Here is a 17538-nt window from a genome sequence, read left to right as displayed (position 1 = left end):
CTTTTGCCCGTGCAACCCGCCTAGGCGCTCTGCGCCAGGACGGCGTTTTCGGCTCCGCCGAGTATGACTTCGAGGTCGGCCTGGTCGAGGGATTCCCGGGCTTCCAAGGCGGCGACCAGCCGATCCAATTGGGGACGGTTTTGCTCGATGATCTCGGCCGCCCGCGTTTCCGCCTCCTTGAGCAATTTCCTGACCGCGTCATCCACGGCCTCCGCGGTCGCCTCGCTGAAATGCCGGGGCAGGGCGATTTCGCGGCCGAGAAACGGATGGGCGTCGCTTTCGCGAACGTCAACCGGCCCGACATCCTCGGACATTCCCCATCGTCCGACCATGGCGCGCGCCAATAGCGTCGCTTGGTGGATGTCGTCGTCGGCACCGGAGCTACGGCTCCCGAGCAGCAGCCGCTCGGCGGTCCGTCCGCCCATCATGATGACGAGCCGATCGAGTAGGTACTCTTCGGGCAGGGTGTGGCGGTCCTCTTCCGGCAATTGCTGGGTGACGCCCAACGCTCGCCCGCGGGGAATGATGCTGACCTTGTGGAGCGGATCCGCGGTCGGCAGATTAAACGCGAGGACGGCGTGCCCCGATTCATGGACGGCCAGCCGATGACGCTCCTCCGGCTGGATCGCCAGTGTCCGCACCGAGCCCATCAAGAGCTTGTCGCGCATCTGTTCGAAATGTCCGGCATCGACCTCGGTCGCGCCTTCGCGGGCCGCCAGAATCGCCGCTTCGTTGACCAGGTTCTTCAGGTCGGCGCCGGAAAATCCCGGTGTGCCGGCGGCGAGCGTCGCGAGGTCGACGTCGCCGGCCAGGGGAATCTTGCGCGTGTGGACGCGCAGGATGTCCCGCCGCGCCGTCTTGTCCGGCAGATCGAGCGTAACGTGGCGGTCGAAACGCCCCGGCCGCAACAGCGCCGCATCGAGCACGTCGGGGCGGTTGGTCGCGGCCAGGACGATCACCGCTTCGTGGCCGGAGAATCCGTCCATCTCGGCGAGGATCTGGTTGAGTGTCTGCTCACGTTCATCGTGCCCACCGCCCAGCCCGGTGCCACGCACCCGGCCGACGCTGTCGAGTTCGTCGATGAAGATGATGCTCGGGGCCCGCTTCTTCGCTTCGTCGAACATCCGCCGCACCCGCGATGCTCCGACACCGACGAACAGTTCGATGAACTCCGACGCCGAGATATGAAAGAACGGCACTTCGGACTCTCCGGCGAGCGCCCGGGCGAGCAGGGTCTTGCCGGTTCCCGGCGGTCCCATCAGGAGGACGCCATGGGGAACTTCGGCGCCCAGGCGCGTGAAGCGGTCGGGATCGCGGAGGTAGTCGACCAGCTCCGAAACCTCGCGCTTGGCGTTGTCCAGGCCGGCGACGTCGGCGAAGGTCACTTTCTTGCGCCCTTTCTCTTCCTTCCGTGCCGAGCCCTCGAGAAACCCTGTGACATCGCCGGCGCGTCCAACGCCACCGGGAAGGTTATGCGCGAGACGGCTCCAAAAAAGCCAAAACAGGCCGAGCATCAGCAACCACGGGACCATGGCATAGATCAGTCCTTGGCCGCCCGGTTCGTCCTCGATCACAGATAGTTTCACGCCGTGGCTGAATATGAGCGGCAGCAGATCGGGATCGCCGAAGGCCGGGACCCGGGTGCTGAAGCGGCTGATCGGCGTGTCGATGGGCGGGACGATCTGGTCGTTCTTGAAGGTGCCGCGAATGTCGTCGCCGCGCAGGTGGATCGTCGCGATCTCGCCCTTTTCCAGGAATCCGCGGAACTGATCGTAGGACAGCACGGCTTCGGCGGCGGTCTGTTCACCGGGCGGCACGGCCACATAGTTCAACGCCAACAACGCCGCCAACGTCAGCCCGACAACGAGAACCCATTTCGGTATCGAGTTCACGCCGCGCCTTTGGCACGCGGTGGCGCCAACGGTACCGACTCCCACTGCGGGTCGACGACGGTCATAGGCAACCGGGCATCATTCATGGGGTTCGCTCTGGTCCAGGACCCTCGATGTCCGGTCGCCGTGCCGGCACTACTTCTTGGCCTGTCCCGGTGAGTCCTCGCCCACGGTCTGCATAGATACCATGCCGTTCTTGGCGATCTCCGCGGACAAGTTAAGAATTCTGCTAGCTTGGGTCATATAAGCTTCGCTCACCGACCGGGCATACTGCGACTGCAATTCCATGGCTTCGGCGAAGGTGACGCAACGGACCAGCGACTGGCAGGTGTCGATCGAAGCGCGCGCACGCTTGTCCGCGAAATTCATCATTTCCTCATTGATCGTGGCCATGCCCTTCAAGGTCGCTTCGCCCGATCGAATCATGGCGTCCATCGCGGTGCCGTTGGCGTCGACGAAGTGCCGCATGTCGACCATCGATTCCATCATCGGGTTTTCGAGTGGGCTGTCAGGTGTGTTCTTGTGTTCTGTCATCGGTCGCAACTCCTCCTGGATTGGGGTGCCGGGCAATGACGAGGTTGGTTCTCAGGGCCTCGTTCGTTGAATTTGTTCCCCCGAGCCTATCCGCAGAGTCGAGACGTGGTTTCCGCCGGCAGGAACCAAGTTCTGGTTCCGACGAAAGCCTCGCAGCGCTTGTCGGCCCCAAGCGCAATCAGTTCCAATCGCAAGGAGCATTCCGCCATTTCAATAGTGAGGCGGTTCGCGGCCAACGGCATTGATTCAAGTCAACGGGGTCCGGCGCCGGCCAAATCGGTCCATTGGGTCGACCACGAATTATGTTGTGTCGTTTTGCCGAAATTGGCCGATCCCGGACTCCGTGATACCGTCACGAGGCGTTGCGGACCCTCGCCGCCTCGGCGCCCGGTAGGAACAGACACAATGTCGCTCAGTATATTCGATCTTTACAAGGTGGGGATCGGCCCGTCGAGTTCGCACACGGTCGGACCGATGTGGGCGGCGCATCGATTCCTGCTCGATCTCGAGGCGCGCGGCATCCTCGGCGATACGGCCTCCGTCGAGGTCGGCCTCTATGGGTCGTTGGCGGTGACCGGTCACGGCCACGGCACCGATCTTGCGATCCTGCTCGGTCTGATGGGTGAAACGCCCGACAGGGTCGACCCCGACCGGGTCGACGAATTGGTCGGGGTCGTCCGTGAACTGGGCCGTCTGAAATTGGCCGGACGTCACGACATTCCGTTCCGCGAAGCCGACAACCTGATGTTCAATTTCGGCGAAATGATGCCCATGCATCCCAACGGCATGCGTTTTATCGCCCGCGATGTGGCGGGAACGGTGCTTGCCGAAGAGGAGTACTATTCGGTCGGCGGCGGGTTCGTGCTCAGCGGTGAGGAGGCCGAGGCCGGAATCGACAAGGCGGGATCCAATGTGGAACTGCCACATCCGTTCGAGAGCGCCCGTGAACTGCTGGAAATCGGTGAGCGGACCGGCCTGACGATCGCCGACATCGTCCTCGAAAACGAGAAGGCGTGGCGCGACGAGGAAGAAATTTGCGACGGTCTCCGCGAAATTTGGTCGGCCATGGAAGGCTGCATCGAGCGCGGATGCCACCAGGATGGAATCTTGCCGGGCGGCCTCGAGGTCAACCGCCGGGCCCACGGCCTTTACAAGGAATTGGTCCGAAAACCCGAGGCCGCGCATAAGGATCAGCTGGCGATCCTCGACTGGATCAATCTCTATGCCTTGGCGGTCAACGAAGAGAACGCGGCCGGCGGCCGCGTCGTCACCGCGCCGACCAACGGTGCCGCCGGTGTCATACCGGCCGTCGTCGCCTACTATGACCGCTTCGTCCCGGGCTCGAACGAACGCGGCATCTTCACCATGCTGGCGACCGCGGCGGCGATCGGGATGCTCTACAAGAAGAACGCGTCGATCTCGGCAGCCGAGGTCGGCTGCCAGGGCGAGGTCGGCGTTGCCTGCTCGATGGCGGCGGCCGGCCTGACCGCGGCCATGGGCGGGACCAATGCCCAGATCGAGAATGCCGCCGAGATCGGCATGGAACACAATCTCGGCCTGACCTGCGATCCGATCGGCGGATTGGTGCAGATCCCCTGTATCGAACGCAATACCATGGGCGCGGTCAAGGCAATCAACGCGGCCCGGCTTGCATTGAAGGGCGATGGCACGCATAAGGTGCACCTCGACAAGGTCATCGAAACCATGCGCCAAACCGGCGCCGACATGAGCAACAAGTACAAGGAGACGTCGCAGGGCGGGTTGGCCGTCAACGTCGTCGAATGCTGAGGAGATTGGAGCCATGCAGCAGGCCAAACAGAGCTCGGGCCCGGCGGCGGCCGGCACCCCGGACACATTCTTCACCATGTCCCTTGCCGATGCCGATCCGGAGGTCTTCAGCTCGATCGGGGAAGAGCTGCACCGGCAACAGGATCAGATCGAGCTGATCGCGTCCGAGAACATCGTCTCGCGCGCGGTTCTCGAGGCCCAGGGTTCGGTGCTGACCAACAAATACGCCGAGGGCTATCCCGGGCGGCGGTACTATGGCGGTTGTGAGTTCGTCGATATCGCCGAGGCGCTCGCCATCGAGCGCGCCAAGGAATTGTTCGATTGCGGTTACGCCAATGTCCAGCCGCATTCCGGCGCCCAGGCGAATGGCGCCGTCATGCTGGCGCTGTGCAAACCCGGCGACACGATACTCGGCATGGCTTTGAACGCCGGCGGTCATCTCACTCACGGCGCCAAACCGGCGTTGTCGGGAAAATGGTTCAACGCGGTGCAATACGGCGTCCGCAAGGATGATTCACGGGTCGATTTCGACCAACTCGAGGAACTCGCGGTCGCCCACAAACCGGCTCTGGTTATCGCCGGTGCCTCGGCCTATCCGCGGACGTTCGACTTTCCGCGTTTCCGCGAGATCGCCGACAAGGTGGGCGCGTTGTTCATGGTCGACATGGCGCATATCGCCGGCCTGGTCGCCGCCGGCGTTCATCCCAGCCCGATGCCCCACGCCCACGTCGTTACTACGACCACCCACAAGACACTGCGCGGGCCACGCGGTGGCATGATCCTGACCAACGACGAAGATGTCGCCAAGAAGATAAACTCGGCGGTGTTCCCCGGCCTGCAGGGCGGTCCGCTGATGCATGTCATTGCCGCCAAGGCGGTCGCCTTTGGCGAAGCGCTGCAACCCGGCTTCAAGACCTATGCGCGTCAGGTCGTCGATAACGCCCAAGCGCTGGCGGCGGTCATGGTCGAGCGCGGCTGCGACATCGTCTCGGGCGGGACCGACACCCATCTCATGTTGGTCGATCTCAGGCCCAAGGGATTGACCGGAAACATCACCGAGGAAAGCCTCGAGCGCGCCGGCATCACCTGCAACAAGAACGGCATTCCGTTCGATCCGGAGAAGCCGATGGTGACTTCGGGGGTCCGGCTCGGGACGCCGGCAGGCACCACGCGAGGTTTCGGCGTCGTCGAATTCCGCGAGATCGGCAACCTGATCAGCGATGTCCTCGACGGGCTGGCCGCCAATCCCGACGACAACGGCGCCGTCGAGAGCGAGGTGCGCGCCAAGGTCGAGGCCCTGTGCAAGCGGTTCCCGATCTATCCTTGACCGCGTCCGTCGCGTTCCGTGACACGGACATAGCCTGGGCCGTGATCCGCCATCCGATCACGCGCTCTATTCGGGCGACAAACGCTGCTCGAACAATACCGCTCCCGAGATGTCGTGCAGCCGCGCAATGAGGTCGCCATCCTCGTTCACTTCGATCGAGCCGAAGGATTGCAAGTCGGGCGGTGGCGTGTTTTGCGCCATGTTTTCGGTTCCCGGACCGCGGGCAAACGCGTAGCGCGGGCCAAAACTCTGGTCCAATGGCACGGGTCCGAAGGCGCCGGCGTGAAGCGGTCCGGCGACGAATTCCCAAAACGGCCTGAATGAATCGACGGCGGCACCGCGGGGATCGTACGCGATCGCCGCCGTGAAATGGACGTCGGCGGCGATAAAGATCACGTTCTTGATGTTTTCATCCTTGATGATCCGCAGCAGCCGGTTCAACGGGACCTCCCGCCCGAGTACCGCGCGGTCGCCTTGCGCCCAGCCATCGCGGTCACTTGGCCTGCCGGTGGGGACCGATAGCGGGTCGGTGGTGGAAATCACCTTCCACGTCGCCGCCGATTGCCGAAGGCCGTCGACAAGCCAGTCGAACTGCGCGGCACCCAGCATTTCACTGCCGCCCGGATCGATATTGGCCGAATTCGGTCCGCGATAGGAGCGGAGGTCGAGTAGAAAGATCTCGAGGTGCCGCCCGTGCCGGAATTTGCGATGGAGCCGGCCACCGGCGATCGGGTTGTACTCGAACATCGCTTGGCGGGCCCGCGCGGCCAGGGTGTCGGCATCTATCCCGTGATAGGGCGGCGCGGTCAGAATCTCGCCGGGATACCAATTGTCGGTCACTTCGTGGTCGTCCCATTGCACATATATCGGCGTCGCGCGATGGAACGCGCGGTACTTGGAATCTGCCAAATTGTAGCGCCAATTGGCCCGGTAATCGGCGAGAGAGCGGGCAACAAAGTCCTTCGCCGGGTCGTTGACGAAGGTGCCGCCGCCCAATTCGACGGGCATCGCGATGAGGGGCGGGATGGGGTTGTCGGCATAAATATTGTCGCCGGCGAGAATGGCGAAGTCCGGCGCCATGTTCCGGAGGAACTCGAAGCCTAGATAGCCGCCGACGATCTCTTGTCCCGAAAGGTCGCGGATCTTCAGATCCGGATTTTGGCCCCAGCCCTGGCCGGCGATGTCGGCGACCCAAACGAACCTGACCGCGGTCGGTTCGGAGGCGGGCGCGGCGGTTCGGAAACTGCCGACGGGGCCCTCATCAGCGAATCCGTCGCCGATGCAATCGATTCGAAAGGTGTAGGCCGTGCCCGGCGCCAAGTCATCGAGCGATACCGAACCGGTATAGTCGGAGGCGGCTGACACGTTCGGTCCGTCGGCGGTCGTTTCTCCCTGCGGCGCCGGCGCGAATAGGCGAATGCGAAGGCGGGCGTCACGCGCTCGGTTGCATCGCGCCCATAAGACGGCGCCGGTGTCTCGGATGTCGCCGCTCTTCACTGCGACCGCCGCGTCGTCGGAGCTGTCGGCACGCGTTGCGGCCGCGTTGGCCACGACGATCAATATTGTCGCAATCGATAACGCGGCGATTCGGGTGACGGACGTGACCGGCGTCCCGGGTGTCGGCGACCGTTCGGCCGACGGCCGGGTTCTACAGCGATTCAAGGTTGGTGCGCCGGGGTAGCGCGCGGCGGACGCCTTGCTCTCCGGCAATGAGAACGTCGCGCAACAATGCCGTCGGGGCGAAGCGGACATAGAGCGATGCCAGGTGTCCATAGCATCGCAAACATTTCGACGGCGACGGCGGGACATGTCCGATCGAGCGGGCGTATTCGCGAAACACTCGCCAGTCAGGAAACATGATGCGGTCGGCCAGCGTCCAGTCGAACCACTCGCTTGCCGACCGCGGGCCGGTACCGAGCCGCCGGCCGGCATAGGTTCGGCCCCGCGCGCTTTGGCTCTCATCGATATTGACCGAACGGCCGGAATGTTCCCGATTGAAGAATAGCTGTTCGGGGACCCGGACGATGCGGCCGATCATACTGAGCTCCGCCAGCGTGATCTTGTCGCCGCGGCCGAACAGGCGGCCCCGCTGCATTGCGCAAGGCGTCTACGCGGATGACGCCAAAGATCTCGACCGCCCGGTAAGAGGTGTGATTAGCCTCCGTCATGGCGCGAAACCGCTCATGCGGACGGGCCGCCGCGGCTCCCTCCGGGTAGGTCACCTCGGCTACAGAATTGTCGTTCTCATCGATAGCCTGGGTCGCGGCGTGACACAGAACGACGCCGGGGTCGCGCTCGAGGACCTCGACGCATCGCTCGAGGTAGGTCGGTGCACAAACGTCATCGGCGGCGACGAATTTGAAAAAGCGGCTTCGCGTGCGCTCGAATGCCTCGTTGAAGTTGCGTGCGCCGCTGCAAGTATCCCGGCGCCGATGGTAGATGACCCGGTTGTCACGCGCGGCGTATTCGCGCCCGGTCTCCGTCGTGCCGTCGCTCGACGCATTGTCCGAAATGATCAGTTCGAAATCCGTGTAGGTCTGGTCGAGAATCGAATCGATCGCCTGGCGCAGAAAACGCTCCCCATTATAGACAGGCAATGCCAGACCGACCGTCGGTGCGTTCAATTCACTAATACTCGATGCAATTTCGCGCGGCCACTCTACCAGCTTGAGTGGTTGCGGGAACAGGCCGCACGCCGGGTCGGCGGGAAAGATGACTTTCGAGAAACGGTGTCATCGGCGGCGGCCCAAATTGAAAGTATACTATAGCCATGCCCGCGACCCGGACCGTGGAGGAATCCGGTAATGCGATCGCCGAAGCCGCGATCGTGGCCGCCTGGGTCGTGGCGACCTATTTCATTCTCCGGCCGGTCTTCGATTCCACGGTGACCCTCAACCTGGGCTCTATCTGGACCTGGTTCGGGATCGCCGCGGCCGGGTTCGGCTACCCGGTCTGGACGATGCTCGTGATCGCCATGGTCGGCGGCTATGTTCGGCGAATGGTGGACCGACGCCGTGGCCGGTGACGCCTTCAGGACGGCGATTCTTGGCGCCGGTCACGGGAATTGTTCCGGTCGGTCGCCGTTCGCTCTATAGTCCAATCACAACGAAATTCGGTCTCGAAACAGGAGAGATTGTAATGAAGCGTTTTGTTGCCATGGTGATGCTCCTCGCGTTCACGGCGGCGTGCGAGTCATCCGGCGGGGTATACCAACAGCCGCGAGTCGATGGCACCGTCACCTACCAGGGGACGCCGCCGCCGGGCTCCGTACTGGAAGTGCGCATCGTCGAGAACGCCAACTGGCCCAATCCCTTCATCGTCGGCGTCCACCGCATCGTCGACCCGGGTCCGTCACCGGTCCGTTTCACCGTCGATTTCAATGCGGCCGAGATCGATTCCAATACGCAATACCTGCTCGAGGCGGAGGTCGTTGTTAACGGTCGCATCGAGGCGACCAACGATCGACCCTATTTCGTGATTACCGGCGGATATCCAGCGCGCGGTGTCCAGGTGCCGATGCGCCGCCTGTAGCGCGGCTTCGATTTGGCGGGGACCGAGCGAAGAATTCGGCTGATAACGGCCGCGTAGGCCGCCGGTACAATTGCGCGGGGTGCCGCGCCGACACGGGGAGTCGTGAGGATGACGGATAGGGCCGACCTGGTCATTCGCAATGCGGCGGTGATCGACGGCACCGGCGCGCCGCCGCGGCCGGGCGGCGTCGCGGTCACCGACGCGCGCATTGCCGCGGTGGGCGATGTCGACCGGATAGGCGGGCCCCAAGAAGTCGACGCCGGCGGCAAGGTCCTGGCTCCCGGCTTCATCGATGTCCACACCCATGACGACCGCGCGTTGCTTGTCGATCCGGCGATGACCTGCAAGGTGAGCCAAGGCGTGACCACGGTGGTGACCGGGAATTGCGGCGTCAGCCTGGCGCCGCTCGACATCGGCCGCCGGCCGCCGGCGCCACTCGATCTGATCTGCGACCGCCCCGATGGGTTCTACGCCGATTTCGGTGGCTACCTCGACCGGCTCGATGCCGACCCGCCGGCGGTGAACATGCTCGGTCAGGTCGGCCACTCCTCTCTGCGCGTTGGCGCCATGGAAGAGCTTGGGCGCCCGGCGACCGCTGGCGAAATTCGGATCATGCGGGAGCGGCTGGAAGCCGCGCTGGATGCGGGCGCGGTCGGCCTCAGCACAGGCCTTTTCTATCCGCCGGCCAGCGCCGCCCCGACCGCTGAGGTGATCGCCTTGGCTGGCGCCTTGAAGCCTTTCAACGGGCTCCACACGACCCATATGCGCGACGAGTCGGACCGTGTCGTCGAAGCCCTCGAAGAGAGCTTTGCCATCGGGCAAGCAGCTCAGGTGCCAGTGGTCCTATCGCACCACAAATGCGCGGGCGCCGCCAACTTTGGCCGATCCGCCGAAACCCTCGGCGTGATCGATGCGGCATGCCGCCATCAACCGATTGGCCTCGATGCCTATCCCTATGTTGCCGCGTCGACCATGCTCGACGGCGACAGCGTGTCGAGCGCATCGAAGGTCATGGTGACGTGGTCGGTTCCCCATCCGACAGCGGCCGGCCGCGATTTGTCGGAAATTGCCGACGAGTTGGAGTTGAGCCAGGACGACGCCATCGAAGCCTTGAAGCCGGCCGGCGGCATATTCTTCATGATGGACGAGGCCGACGTCAGGCGCATCCTGGCCCATCCGCGCACCATGATCGGATCCGATGGCCTGCCCCACGACCGCCATCCGCATCCACGGCTGTGGGGCACTTTTCCGCGGGTGCTCGGGCACTATGCCCGGGAGGTCGGCCTGTTTACGCTGGAAGAGGCGGTTTTCAAGATGACGGGCCTGCCGGCCAAACGTTTCGGCCTCGCCGACCGCGGCGTCCTACGCCCCGGCGCCTTCGCCGATTTGGTCCTGTTCGATCGCGACCGAATTTCCGATAGCGCCACATTCGAGAATCCGACGACGCCGGCCGCCGGCATCGAGCTTGTCGTGGTCAATGGCCGCGCGGTTTGGCGTGATGGGGAACATACGAGTGCCCGGCCCGGCCGCGCCCTACGGCGGCAGGAACTCGCGCCATTCGATTTCTAGCGAGCAGCGCGGCGTAACCGGCAGCGCGGTCAAGCGCCCATTCAACGGAATGCGGTTTGTGGAACCGGACGGCCGCGGAGACCGTCGATCATGCCCGGCACTTCCAGCAGATGGACGCCTATGGCGGCTACGAAGGCGAGCAGCATGGCGTACCAGGCGACACCAAAGCTTTTTCGGAAGCGGTAGCACTGGCCCCAGCTGGTGAGAATTCCTTTGCCGACAATAATCGGGATCGACGCATAACGAACTCGCCGCAGCCACTGATTGGGCATGGTTGCGTCTGCCTCCCGGGACTTGATCGCGACATAGCCGGCGTGCCGTCGTGAATCGCGTTCGAAGCGCCAGCCGATGTGGTCGTGCACGACGTGCAGGCCGGGATCATAGAGGATCAAATGCCCGTTGCGGCGCAGCGCCCGGGCCTGCATACCCGCGCTAAAGGGTCCGACATTGTCGATCAGCGGATTTGATAGAAACGCGGTTCGCCGATAGGCCGCGTTGTTGTTGGTCAGGTATTCGGTCTCGCCGAGTTCAGTGCGATGCAAAAAGGACCGCGAGAGAAGGGCCAGAATCCGTACAATCTGCGAGCGGGGGCCGTAGGTCGTCATTCCAGTTAGCACGGCGCATTTCGGGTTGTTGCCCATGATCATCACGATTCGGCTCAGCCAATTTCTATCCGGCACGCAGTCGCCGTCGATCACGGCCACGACATCGCTTCGGGCCGATTCGACGCCGTCGCGGATCAGGCCGTAGGCGGACGGCGCATCGGAGCAGACGATGCGCAGACCCGGCACGGTTTCTTTGAAATCCGGCGGGATTTGATCCGCGATTTGGCTGGTCTCGACGTAGATGGTCTCGACGGTGCCGCCGAAATCCTGGGCGGAGAGGGCTTGGAAATTCGACCGCAATTGACCCCAGGCGATCGGCTCGCCGACCGCGTAATCCTGCGTGACTACGACGCTTATGTCGGGGTTATTGTGATCAGGCATAGCCCGAATTTATCGATTATTCGACGACCGGCAAGGCCGCAATGCGCTATTCTCGGCAAATTGCGAAATCGCCGGCGTTTTTTGGAGTGGTGGGGTGGCAAAAGGGGTTCGCGGATCGCTCAAATCGGGCGGCTCTCACACCGGCGCGGTCAAAGCCCCGCCGGGATTTCAAGATAGGGACAGGAATCTATGACAAATCAGGATCAACGCGCGGTGATGATCTCGGGCGCCAATCGCGGCATCGGCAAGGCAATCGCGGAGCGTCTGCGCGACGCGGGTTACCTCTTGAGTCTGGGGGTTCGAAGGAGCGCCGAGATCGAGCGACTCGGCGCGGCGTTCGATCCCGGGCGGACGATGTTCTTTCCCTACGAGGCGCGCGATAAGCAGAGCCCGGTCGATTGGGTGGCGGCGACGGTCGAACGGTTTGGCAAGCTCGACGCCATCGTCAATGCCGCCGGCATCTTGCACAATTTCAGCTTTCTCGAAGATGCCGAGGACCGGTTCGACGAACTGATCGACATCAACGTCAAGGGGCCGATGCGCCTCATGCGCGAAGCCTATCCCCATTTGAAGAAAAGCGGTGCCGGCCGTATCGTCAACTTGGCATCGCTTTCGGGGCTTCGTGTTCCGAGCCAGTCGGCCGGCTATGCGATGTCCAAATTCGCCGTCGTTGCGCTGACCCATTCCGCGCGCCATGTCGGTTGGCACGACGGTGTCCGCGCGACGGCGATTTGCCCGGGTTTCGTCAATACGGATATGGTCGCCGAGTACGATGTGGTGCCGAGCGAAGAAATGATTCAGCCCGAGGACGTGGCGACCATCGTGCAGACGGTCATCGAAATGCCGAACACCACGTCGATTTCCCATATTCCGCTCAATTGTACGGTCGAATCGGGCTATTGACCGCTTGGATCAGGTTTCAAGCGCCGCGATACATCGTCCGCTTTGATCGCCGGGGATCACCGAAATGGATCGGCACCCAAATCAGCGTTCGACATACGGCCTTCGGTTGTTCCACGAGGTGCTCGGGCTCGATTACGGCCACCCCGGGATTTGGCACGGCGAGCCGCTGACCTTCGCCAACCTGAAGCGGACCCAGCAGCGTTACGCCGATGAGTTGATAGGTTGGATCGACGAGGGGGTTCGGGACGTGCTCGAGGTCGGCGGCGGATTCGGCGGTCTGGCGGCGGAGATGGCGCGCCGGGGGCTCAGTGTCTACGGGCTGACGCCGGATCCCTATGAATGCGAATCGTTCACAGCGCGGACCGGTCTGCCGTGCTACCTCGCTCAATTCCAGGACTTTGAGCCCGAGCGCCGGTTCGGTTTCGTGGTGATGAACCAGTCCTGTCACAACATGCCGTCGGTGGAAGTGTTCGAGGCGGCGCGAAAATCGGCGCCGGGCGGCTGTCTCTTGATCGCCGACTACTTCCTCCGCGACACGGCCAACGTGCCCGCAAAACATCGCGGGTTTGAAATCGATGCGTTTCTCGACGTCGCCACGGCCAGCGGCTTCGACCTGATCCGTGAGCGCGACCTGACCGATGCCATTCTGCCGACGCGAGAGCTGCGGCAACAATTGGTCGATGCCCACGTGCTGCCGGCGATCGAGTTCGTCCGCGATGCCGGCCTGCGGGAGCGCCCCCTATTGACCCGGGCGCTGCTGTGGCTGGTCGGGAGCGAGGTCGAAAAGCTGCAGGCCAAACTCCGCGTTCCCGACCCCGATCACTACGCCACCCACCGGCGCTTCAAGTTCTATCTGTTCCGTGTGCCGCCGCCGCGAGACGAACCCACGTCGTGAACTCCACGCCATAGGCGGAATCGACCAGTCGAGAGCGCTCCAGGCCTCAGAACAGCCCTTCGATCTGGCCTTCGTCGTTGAGGTAAATGTTGTTGGCCGACGGTATCCGCGGCAGGCCGGGCATGGTCATGATGGCACCGGTGACCGCGACGATGAATCCGGCGCCGTTCGACAACCGCAACTCGCGGATCGGAATCTCGAAACCCGAGGGGGCGCCCTTCATGTCCGGATCGGTCGAAAAGCTGTATTGGGTTTTCGCCATACACACCGGGAAATGCCCGTAGTCCTTTTGCAGGTCCTGGAACTGCTTCTCGATGGCGCCATCGCAGGTGATGCCGTCGGCGCCGTAGATTTCCTTGGCCACGGTTTCGACCTTGTTGCGGAGCGGCATGTCGTCGGGATAGAGGGGCTTGAAATCGGCCTCGCCGCTGTCCGCCAATTCGACCACATGGCGGGCGAGATCCTCGGTGCCGGCGCCGCCATCGGCCCAATGGGTGGCGATGAAGGCCTTGACGCCTTCGGCCTCCGCCGCGGCCTTCACCGCTTCCAGCTCGGCGTCGCTGTCGGTGATGAAACGGTTGATCGACACCGTCACCGGCACGCCGAAGCCTTTCACGTTTCTGATGTGGCGCGCCATATTGGTGCAGCCGGCCTTGACCGCTTCGACGTTTTCGGTGCCGAGATCGGCCTTGGCGACACCGCCGTGCATCTTGAGCGCCCGCACGGTGGCGACGATCACCGCCGTGTCGGGATGCAGGCCGGACAGGCGGCATTTGATGTCGAAGAACTTCTCGGCCCCAAGGTCGGCGCCGAAACCGGCCTCGGTGACCACGTAATCGCAGAGCTTCAGCGCGGTCTTGGTCGCGATCACGGTGTTGCAGCCGTGGGCGATATTGGCGAACGGGCCGCCATGAACGAAGGCCGGATTGTTCTCCAGCGTCTGCACCAGATTGGGCGCGACGGCTTCCTTCAGCAGCACCGACATCGGACCGGGGCCCTTGACGTCGGCGGCATGTATCGGCGCGCGCTCGCGGTTCTGACCGATGACGATGCGGCCCAGCCGCTCCGTCAAGTCCTGCAAGTTCTCGGCGAGACAGAAGATGGCCATGATTTCGGAAGCGACAACAATGTCGAAGCCGTCCTCACGCGGGAAGCCGTTGGCGACTCCGCCGAGCGAATTGGTGATCACGCGCAGCGCCCGGTCGTTCATGTCGACGACCCGCTTCCACGTCACCCGGCGGGAATCGATCGCCGGGTCGAGGCCCCAATAAATGTGGTTGTCGATCAGCGCCGAAAGCAAATTGTGGGCGATGCCGATGGCGTGGAAGTCGCCGGTGAAATGAAGGTTGATGTCTTCCATCGGCACGACCTGGGCATAGCCGCCGCCGGCTGCGCCCCCCTTCATCCCGAAGCACGGCCCGAGCGAGGGTTCGCGAAGGCAGATCATCGCATTCTTGCCGATGCGATTGAGGCCGTCGCCGAGCCCAACCGTTGTGGTCGTCTTGCCCTCGCCGGCCGGAGTCGGCGTGATCGCGGTGGTCAGGATCAGCTTGCCGTTGGGCCGGTCAGCCAGCGACTCGATGTAGTCCATCGAGACCTTGGCCTTGAATGGGCCGTAATGCAGCAAGGCATCGGACGGGATGTCCAGCTTTTCGCCGACCTTATCGACCCGTTGCATGGTCGCGGCGCGGGCAATCTCGATATCGCTCTTAGGGCTTGAATCGGGCATCGATTTATCTCGCTTCTGTCAGTTGTTTCCTCGACCGGGGGCAATCGCTTCCCGGTATGCGGGTTCAGTTTGCGGGGCGGAAGGCGGCGTCCTATCCCAAGGTGTCGCCAACGGAAAGACCCGATTGGCCCGCATATTCGCCGGCTGCGATTTTTCCGCTGCCCTCGGGGCGAACGCGTTTGACGGTGATGCGACCTCCTGCGGCCGCGATGGTGATCGAATCGCCATCGATCGCGGTGACTTGGCCGGGACTTGCGCCGTCGCCGTCCTCGCGGGTGGCGTCGAAAACCTGCAGCTGCTTGCCGTCGCGCGTGGTCCAGGCCCCCGGTTGCGGGTCGCAGCCGCGGATCAAATTATGCACCGTGGCGGCAGGCTTGGACCAGTCGATCTCCGCGTCGGCCTTGCGGCACCAGCTCTCGTAGGTCGCCTGGCGGTGGTCTTGATCGATCTTGGGCGCCTTACCCTCGCGCACCAAATCGACCGCCTCGAGCATGGCCTCGACGCCGAGCGGGAACAGTTTGTTGAAATAGATGCTGCCGAGCGTCGCATCGGGCTCGATCTCGACCTCCTTCTGAAGCAGGATCGGCCCCTCGTCGAGGCCCTCGTCGGGCCAGAAGATCGAAAGCCCGGTCTTGGTTTCGCCCATGATGATCGGCCAGTTGATCGAGCTCGGCCCGCGATGCAACGGCAGCAGTGAGGGGTGATACTGGATCGTGCCATGGCTCGGGATATCGAGAGGCCGTTGCGGTACGAAAAGGGTCACGTAGGCCATCACACCGAGATCGGGCTTGAGCTCGGCGAGCGCTTCCCATACCGCCGGGTCTTTCCACGATTCCGGCTGGCGAACCTCGAAACCCTTTGTTTCCGCGAATTCCTTGAGCGGGTCGACCGGGCGCCCGTCACGATCGGGCGCGCAATAGACGCCTACGATATCCTCACCGCGTTCGATCAAAGCCTCGAGCACCGCCTTGCCGAAGGCCTGCTGTCCGTGCACCACAATGCGCATTGTGTCCTCCCTCTAGGGCCCTTAACCGCCGCGGCGGCGCCCGGTTCATTCGTGTTTCGTCCTCAAGGTGTCGTCAGACCGTGCCGTCGGCTCTTGCCGCTTCGATTTCCTCGGCGGTCATGCCGACAACCTCGGCAAGGATTTCATCCGTGTGTTCGCCCAACAGGGGAGATCGGTCGACCTCGCTCGGCGAGTCCGACAGCTTTATGGGATTGCCGACGGTCAAGTACTTGCCGCGAGTCGGGTGATCGACCTCGACGATGGTTCCGGTTTCGCGCAGCGACGGTTCCACCGCCAGCTCTTTCATGCTCAGGATCGGGCCGCACGGTACATTGAGCGGATTGAGGATGTCCATGATCTCGAATTTGTCCTTGGTCATGGTCCATTTTTCGATCTCGGCGAACACCTCATCGAGCTTTGGCAGGCGCGCCTCGGGGGTGTTCCATTCCGTGTCCTCGAGCCAGTCCTCGTGGCCGATGACCTTGGCAAAAGCGGGAAACGCGGCGGCCTGGGTGATGACGTAGATGTAGGCGTCGGGGTCGGTCTCCCAGCCCTTGCATTTGACGATCCAGCCCGGCTGGCCGCCGCCCGAGGCGTTGCCGGCACGCGGTACGGCGTCGCCAAAGGTGCCGTTGGGATATTGTGGGTACTCGGTCAGCGGGCCATGCGACAGCCGTTGTTGATCGCGCAGCTTGACGCGGCACAGGTTGAGCACGCCGTCCTGCATGGCGCAGGTGACACGTTGGCCGCGCCCCGACCGCTCGCGCTGAAACAGTGCCGTGACGATGCCGAGGGCAAGGTTGAGGCCGGTTCCCGAATCGCCGATCTGCGCTCCGGTGACGAGCGGAACGCTGTCGACCTCGCCGGTTGTCGAGGCCGAACCGCCGGTGCACTGGGCAACGTTTTCGTAGACCTTGCAATCCTGATAGGGTCCCGGTCCGAAACCCTTGACCGATGCGTAAATCATGCGCGGGTTGATTTCCTGGATGCGTTCCCAGGTAAAACCCATGCGGTCGAGCGCGCCGGGGGCGAAATTTTCGACCATGACGTCGCAGGCTTTGATCAGCTTGGTGAAGACTTCTTTGCCCTTGTCGCTCTTGGTGTTGAGCGTGACGCTGCGCTTGTTGCTGTTCAGCATCGTGAAATAGAGGCTGTCGACATCGGGAATGTCACGCAGTTGGCCACGTGTCGCATCGCCGGTGCCCGTTCGCTCGACTTTGATGACATCGGCGCCGAACCAGGCCAAGAGCTGGGTGCAAGTGGGCCCCGATTGTACGTGTGTCATGTCCAGAATGCGTACGCCGTCTAGCGCTTTTGCCATTTCCCCCTCTTCTTCGAATGGGTTTGTTTCCAGGTGTTCGGGAATTCCCGCCGCCGG

At 63.2% G+C, this 17538-nt stretch carries 15 protein-coding genes; 7 read left to right on the top strand and 8 right to left on the bottom strand.

What is annotated here, in order from left to right:
* Positions 1 to 20: 20 nt before the first annotated feature.
* The gene (hflB, locus tag GY791_17485) at positions 21 to 1892 is read right to left on the bottom strand and encodes an ATP-dependent zinc metalloprotease FtsH (protein ID MCP4330220.1); all 1872 of its coding nucleotides are present in this window, start codon (positions 1890 to 1892) and stop codon (positions 21 to 23) included.
* Between the two features lie 135 nt (positions 1893 to 2027).
* Positions 2028 to 2426, bottom strand: a complete 399-nt coding sequence (locus tag GY791_17480; GenBank protein MCP4330219.1) for a phasin family protein — start codon at positions 2424 to 2426, stop codon at positions 2028 to 2030.
* Between the two features lie 405 nt (positions 2427 to 2831).
* On the opposite strand from GY791_17480, the gene GY791_17475 reads away from it, so the two are divergent.
* Complete coding sequence (locus GY791_17475; protein ID MCP4330218.1) at positions 2832 to 4214, top strand: L-serine ammonia-lyase; 1383 nt, start codon at positions 2832 to 2834, stop codon at positions 4212 to 4214.
* 76 nt (positions 4215 to 4290) lie between these two features.
* Positions 4291 to 5541, top strand: a complete 1251-nt coding sequence (locus tag GY791_17470; GenBank protein MCP4330217.1) for a serine hydroxymethyltransferase — start codon at positions 4291 to 4293, stop codon at positions 5539 to 5541.
* Between the two features lie 66 nt (positions 5542 to 5607).
* Here GY791_17470 and GY791_17465 read toward each other — a convergent pair whose 3' ends face one another.
* Positions 5608 to 7293 carry a hypothetical protein gene (locus tag GY791_17465; protein ID MCP4330216.1) on the bottom strand — a complete coding sequence of 562 codons (1686 nt, stop codon included), beginning with the start codon at positions 7291 to 7293 and terminating at the stop codon, positions 5608 to 5610.
* Positions 7294 to 7499: 206 nt separating this feature from the next.
* Positions 7500 to 8165, bottom strand: a complete 666-nt coding sequence (locus GY791_17460; GenBank protein ID MCP4330215.1) for a glycosyltransferase family 2 protein — start codon at positions 8163 to 8165, stop codon at positions 7500 to 7502.
* Positions 8166 to 8311: 146 nt separating this feature from the next.
* Here GY791_17460 and GY791_17455 point away from each other — a divergent pair, with 146 nt between their 5' ends.
* From GY791_17455 to GY791_17445, 3 genes are all read left to right on the top strand, one after another.
* Positions 8312 to 8566, top strand: coding sequence for a hypothetical protein (locus tag GY791_17455; protein MCP4330214.1), 255 nt, complete (start codon positions 8312 to 8314; stop codon positions 8564 to 8566).
* 113 nt (positions 8567 to 8679) lie between these two features.
* On the top strand, positions 8680 to 9072 hold the full coding sequence (locus GY791_17450) for a hypothetical protein (protein ID MCP4330213.1): 393 nt from the start codon (positions 8680 to 8682) through the stop codon (positions 9070 to 9072).
* A 108-nt stretch (positions 9073 to 9180) separates the two neighbouring features.
* Complete coding sequence (locus GY791_17445; protein MCP4330212.1) at positions 9181 to 10641, top strand: D-aminoacylase; 1461 nt, start codon at positions 9181 to 9183, stop codon at positions 10639 to 10641.
* Positions 10642 to 10682: 41 nt separating this feature from the next.
* Here the strand turns inward: GY791_17445 and GY791_17440 are convergent, their stop codons facing one another.
* The gene (locus GY791_17440; protein ID MCP4330211.1) at positions 10683 to 11627 is read right to left on the bottom strand and encodes a glycosyltransferase family 2 protein; all 945 of its coding nucleotides are present in this window, start codon (positions 11625 to 11627) and stop codon (positions 10683 to 10685) included.
* Positions 11628 to 11843: 216 nt separating this feature from the next.
* On the opposite strand from GY791_17440, the gene GY791_17435 reads away from it, so the two are divergent.
* Both GY791_17435 and GY791_17430 read left to right on the top strand, forming a co-directional pair.
* Positions 11844 to 12530 carry an SDR family NAD(P)-dependent oxidoreductase gene (locus GY791_17435; GenBank protein MCP4330210.1) on the top strand — a complete coding sequence of 229 codons (687 nt, stop codon included), beginning with the start codon at positions 11844 to 11846 and terminating at the stop codon, positions 12528 to 12530.
* Between the two features lie 64 nt (positions 12531 to 12594).
* A complete protein-coding gene (locus GY791_17430) occupies positions 12595 to 13425 on the top strand; it encodes a class I SAM-dependent methyltransferase (protein MCP4330209.1) in 831 nt (276 codons plus the stop codon).
* A 46-nt stretch (positions 13426 to 13471) separates the two neighbouring features.
* Here GY791_17430 and GY791_17425 read toward each other — a convergent pair whose 3' ends face one another.
* From GY791_17425 to frc, 3 genes are all read right to left on the bottom strand, one after another.
* The gene (locus GY791_17425) at positions 13472 to 15154 is read right to left on the bottom strand and encodes a formate--tetrahydrofolate ligase (protein MCP4330208.1); all 1683 of its coding nucleotides are present in this window, start codon (positions 15152 to 15154) and stop codon (positions 13472 to 13474) included.
* A gap of 91 nt (positions 15155 to 15245) precedes the next feature.
* A complete protein-coding gene (locus GY791_17420; GenBank protein MCP4330207.1) occupies positions 15246 to 16160 on the bottom strand; it encodes a methionyl-tRNA formyltransferase in 915 nt (304 codons plus the stop codon).
* Positions 16161 to 16233: 73 nt separating this feature from the next.
* Complete coding sequence (frc, locus tag GY791_17415; GenBank protein ID MCP4330206.1) at positions 16234 to 17481, bottom strand: formyl-CoA transferase; 1248 nt, start codon at positions 17479 to 17481, stop codon at positions 16234 to 16236.
* Positions 17482 to 17538 lie beyond the last annotated feature (57 nt).

The sequence above is a fragment of the Alphaproteobacteria bacterium genome, assembly GCA_024244705.1.
GTDB lineage: Bacteria > Pseudomonadota > Alphaproteobacteria > JAAEOK01 > JAAEOK01 > JAAEOK01.
This window is presented reverse-complemented; position numbering and strand designations above follow the sequence as displayed.

Excerpts from the sequence above, each read along its gene's own strand:
- GY791_17475 (MCP4330218.1), top strand. The coding sequence starts at position 2,832 with ATGTCGCTCAGTATATTCGATCTTTACAAGGTGGGGATCGGCCCGTCG.
- GY791_17480 (MCP4330219.1), bottom strand. The coding sequence starts at position 2,426 with ATGACAGAACACAAGAACACACCTGACAGCCCACTCGAAAACCCGATG.
- GY791_17425 (MCP4330208.1), bottom strand. The coding sequence starts at position 15,154 with ATGCCCGATTCAAGCCCTAAGAGCGATATCGAGATTGCCCGCGCCGCG.
- GY791_17430 (MCP4330209.1), top strand. The coding sequence starts at position 12,595 with ATGGATCGGCACCCAAATCAGCGTTCGACATACGGCCTTCGGTTGTTC.
- GY791_17465 (MCP4330216.1), bottom strand. The coding sequence starts at position 7,293 with ATGTCCGCTTCGCCCCGACGGCATTGTTGCGCGACGTTCTCATTGCCG.
- frc (MCP4330206.1), bottom strand. The coding sequence starts at position 17,481 with ATGGCAAAAGCGCTAGACGGCGTACGCATTCTGGACATGACACACGTA.
- GY791_17440 (MCP4330211.1), bottom strand. The coding sequence starts at position 11,627 with ATGCCTGATCACAATAACCCCGACATAAGCGTCGTAGTCACGCAGGAT.
- GY791_17470 (MCP4330217.1), top strand. The coding sequence starts at position 4,291 with ATGTCCCTTGCCGATGCCGATCCGGAGGTCTTCAGCTCGATCGGGGAA.
- GY791_17420 (MCP4330207.1), bottom strand. The coding sequence starts at position 16,160 with ATGCGCATTGTGGTGCACGGACAGCAGGCCTTCGGCAAGGCGGTGCTC.
- GY791_17450 (MCP4330213.1), top strand. The coding sequence starts at position 8,680 with ATGAAGCGTTTTGTTGCCATGGTGATGCTCCTCGCGTTCACGGCGGCG.
- GY791_17435 (MCP4330210.1), top strand. The coding sequence starts at position 11,844 with ATGATCTCGGGCGCCAATCGCGGCATCGGCAAGGCAATCGCGGAGCGT.
- GY791_17445 (MCP4330212.1), top strand. The coding sequence starts at position 9,181 with ATGACGGATAGGGCCGACCTGGTCATTCGCAATGCGGCGGTGATCGAC.
- GY791_17455 (MCP4330214.1), top strand. The coding sequence starts at position 8,312 with ATGCCCGCGACCCGGACCGTGGAGGAATCCGGTAATGCGATCGCCGAA.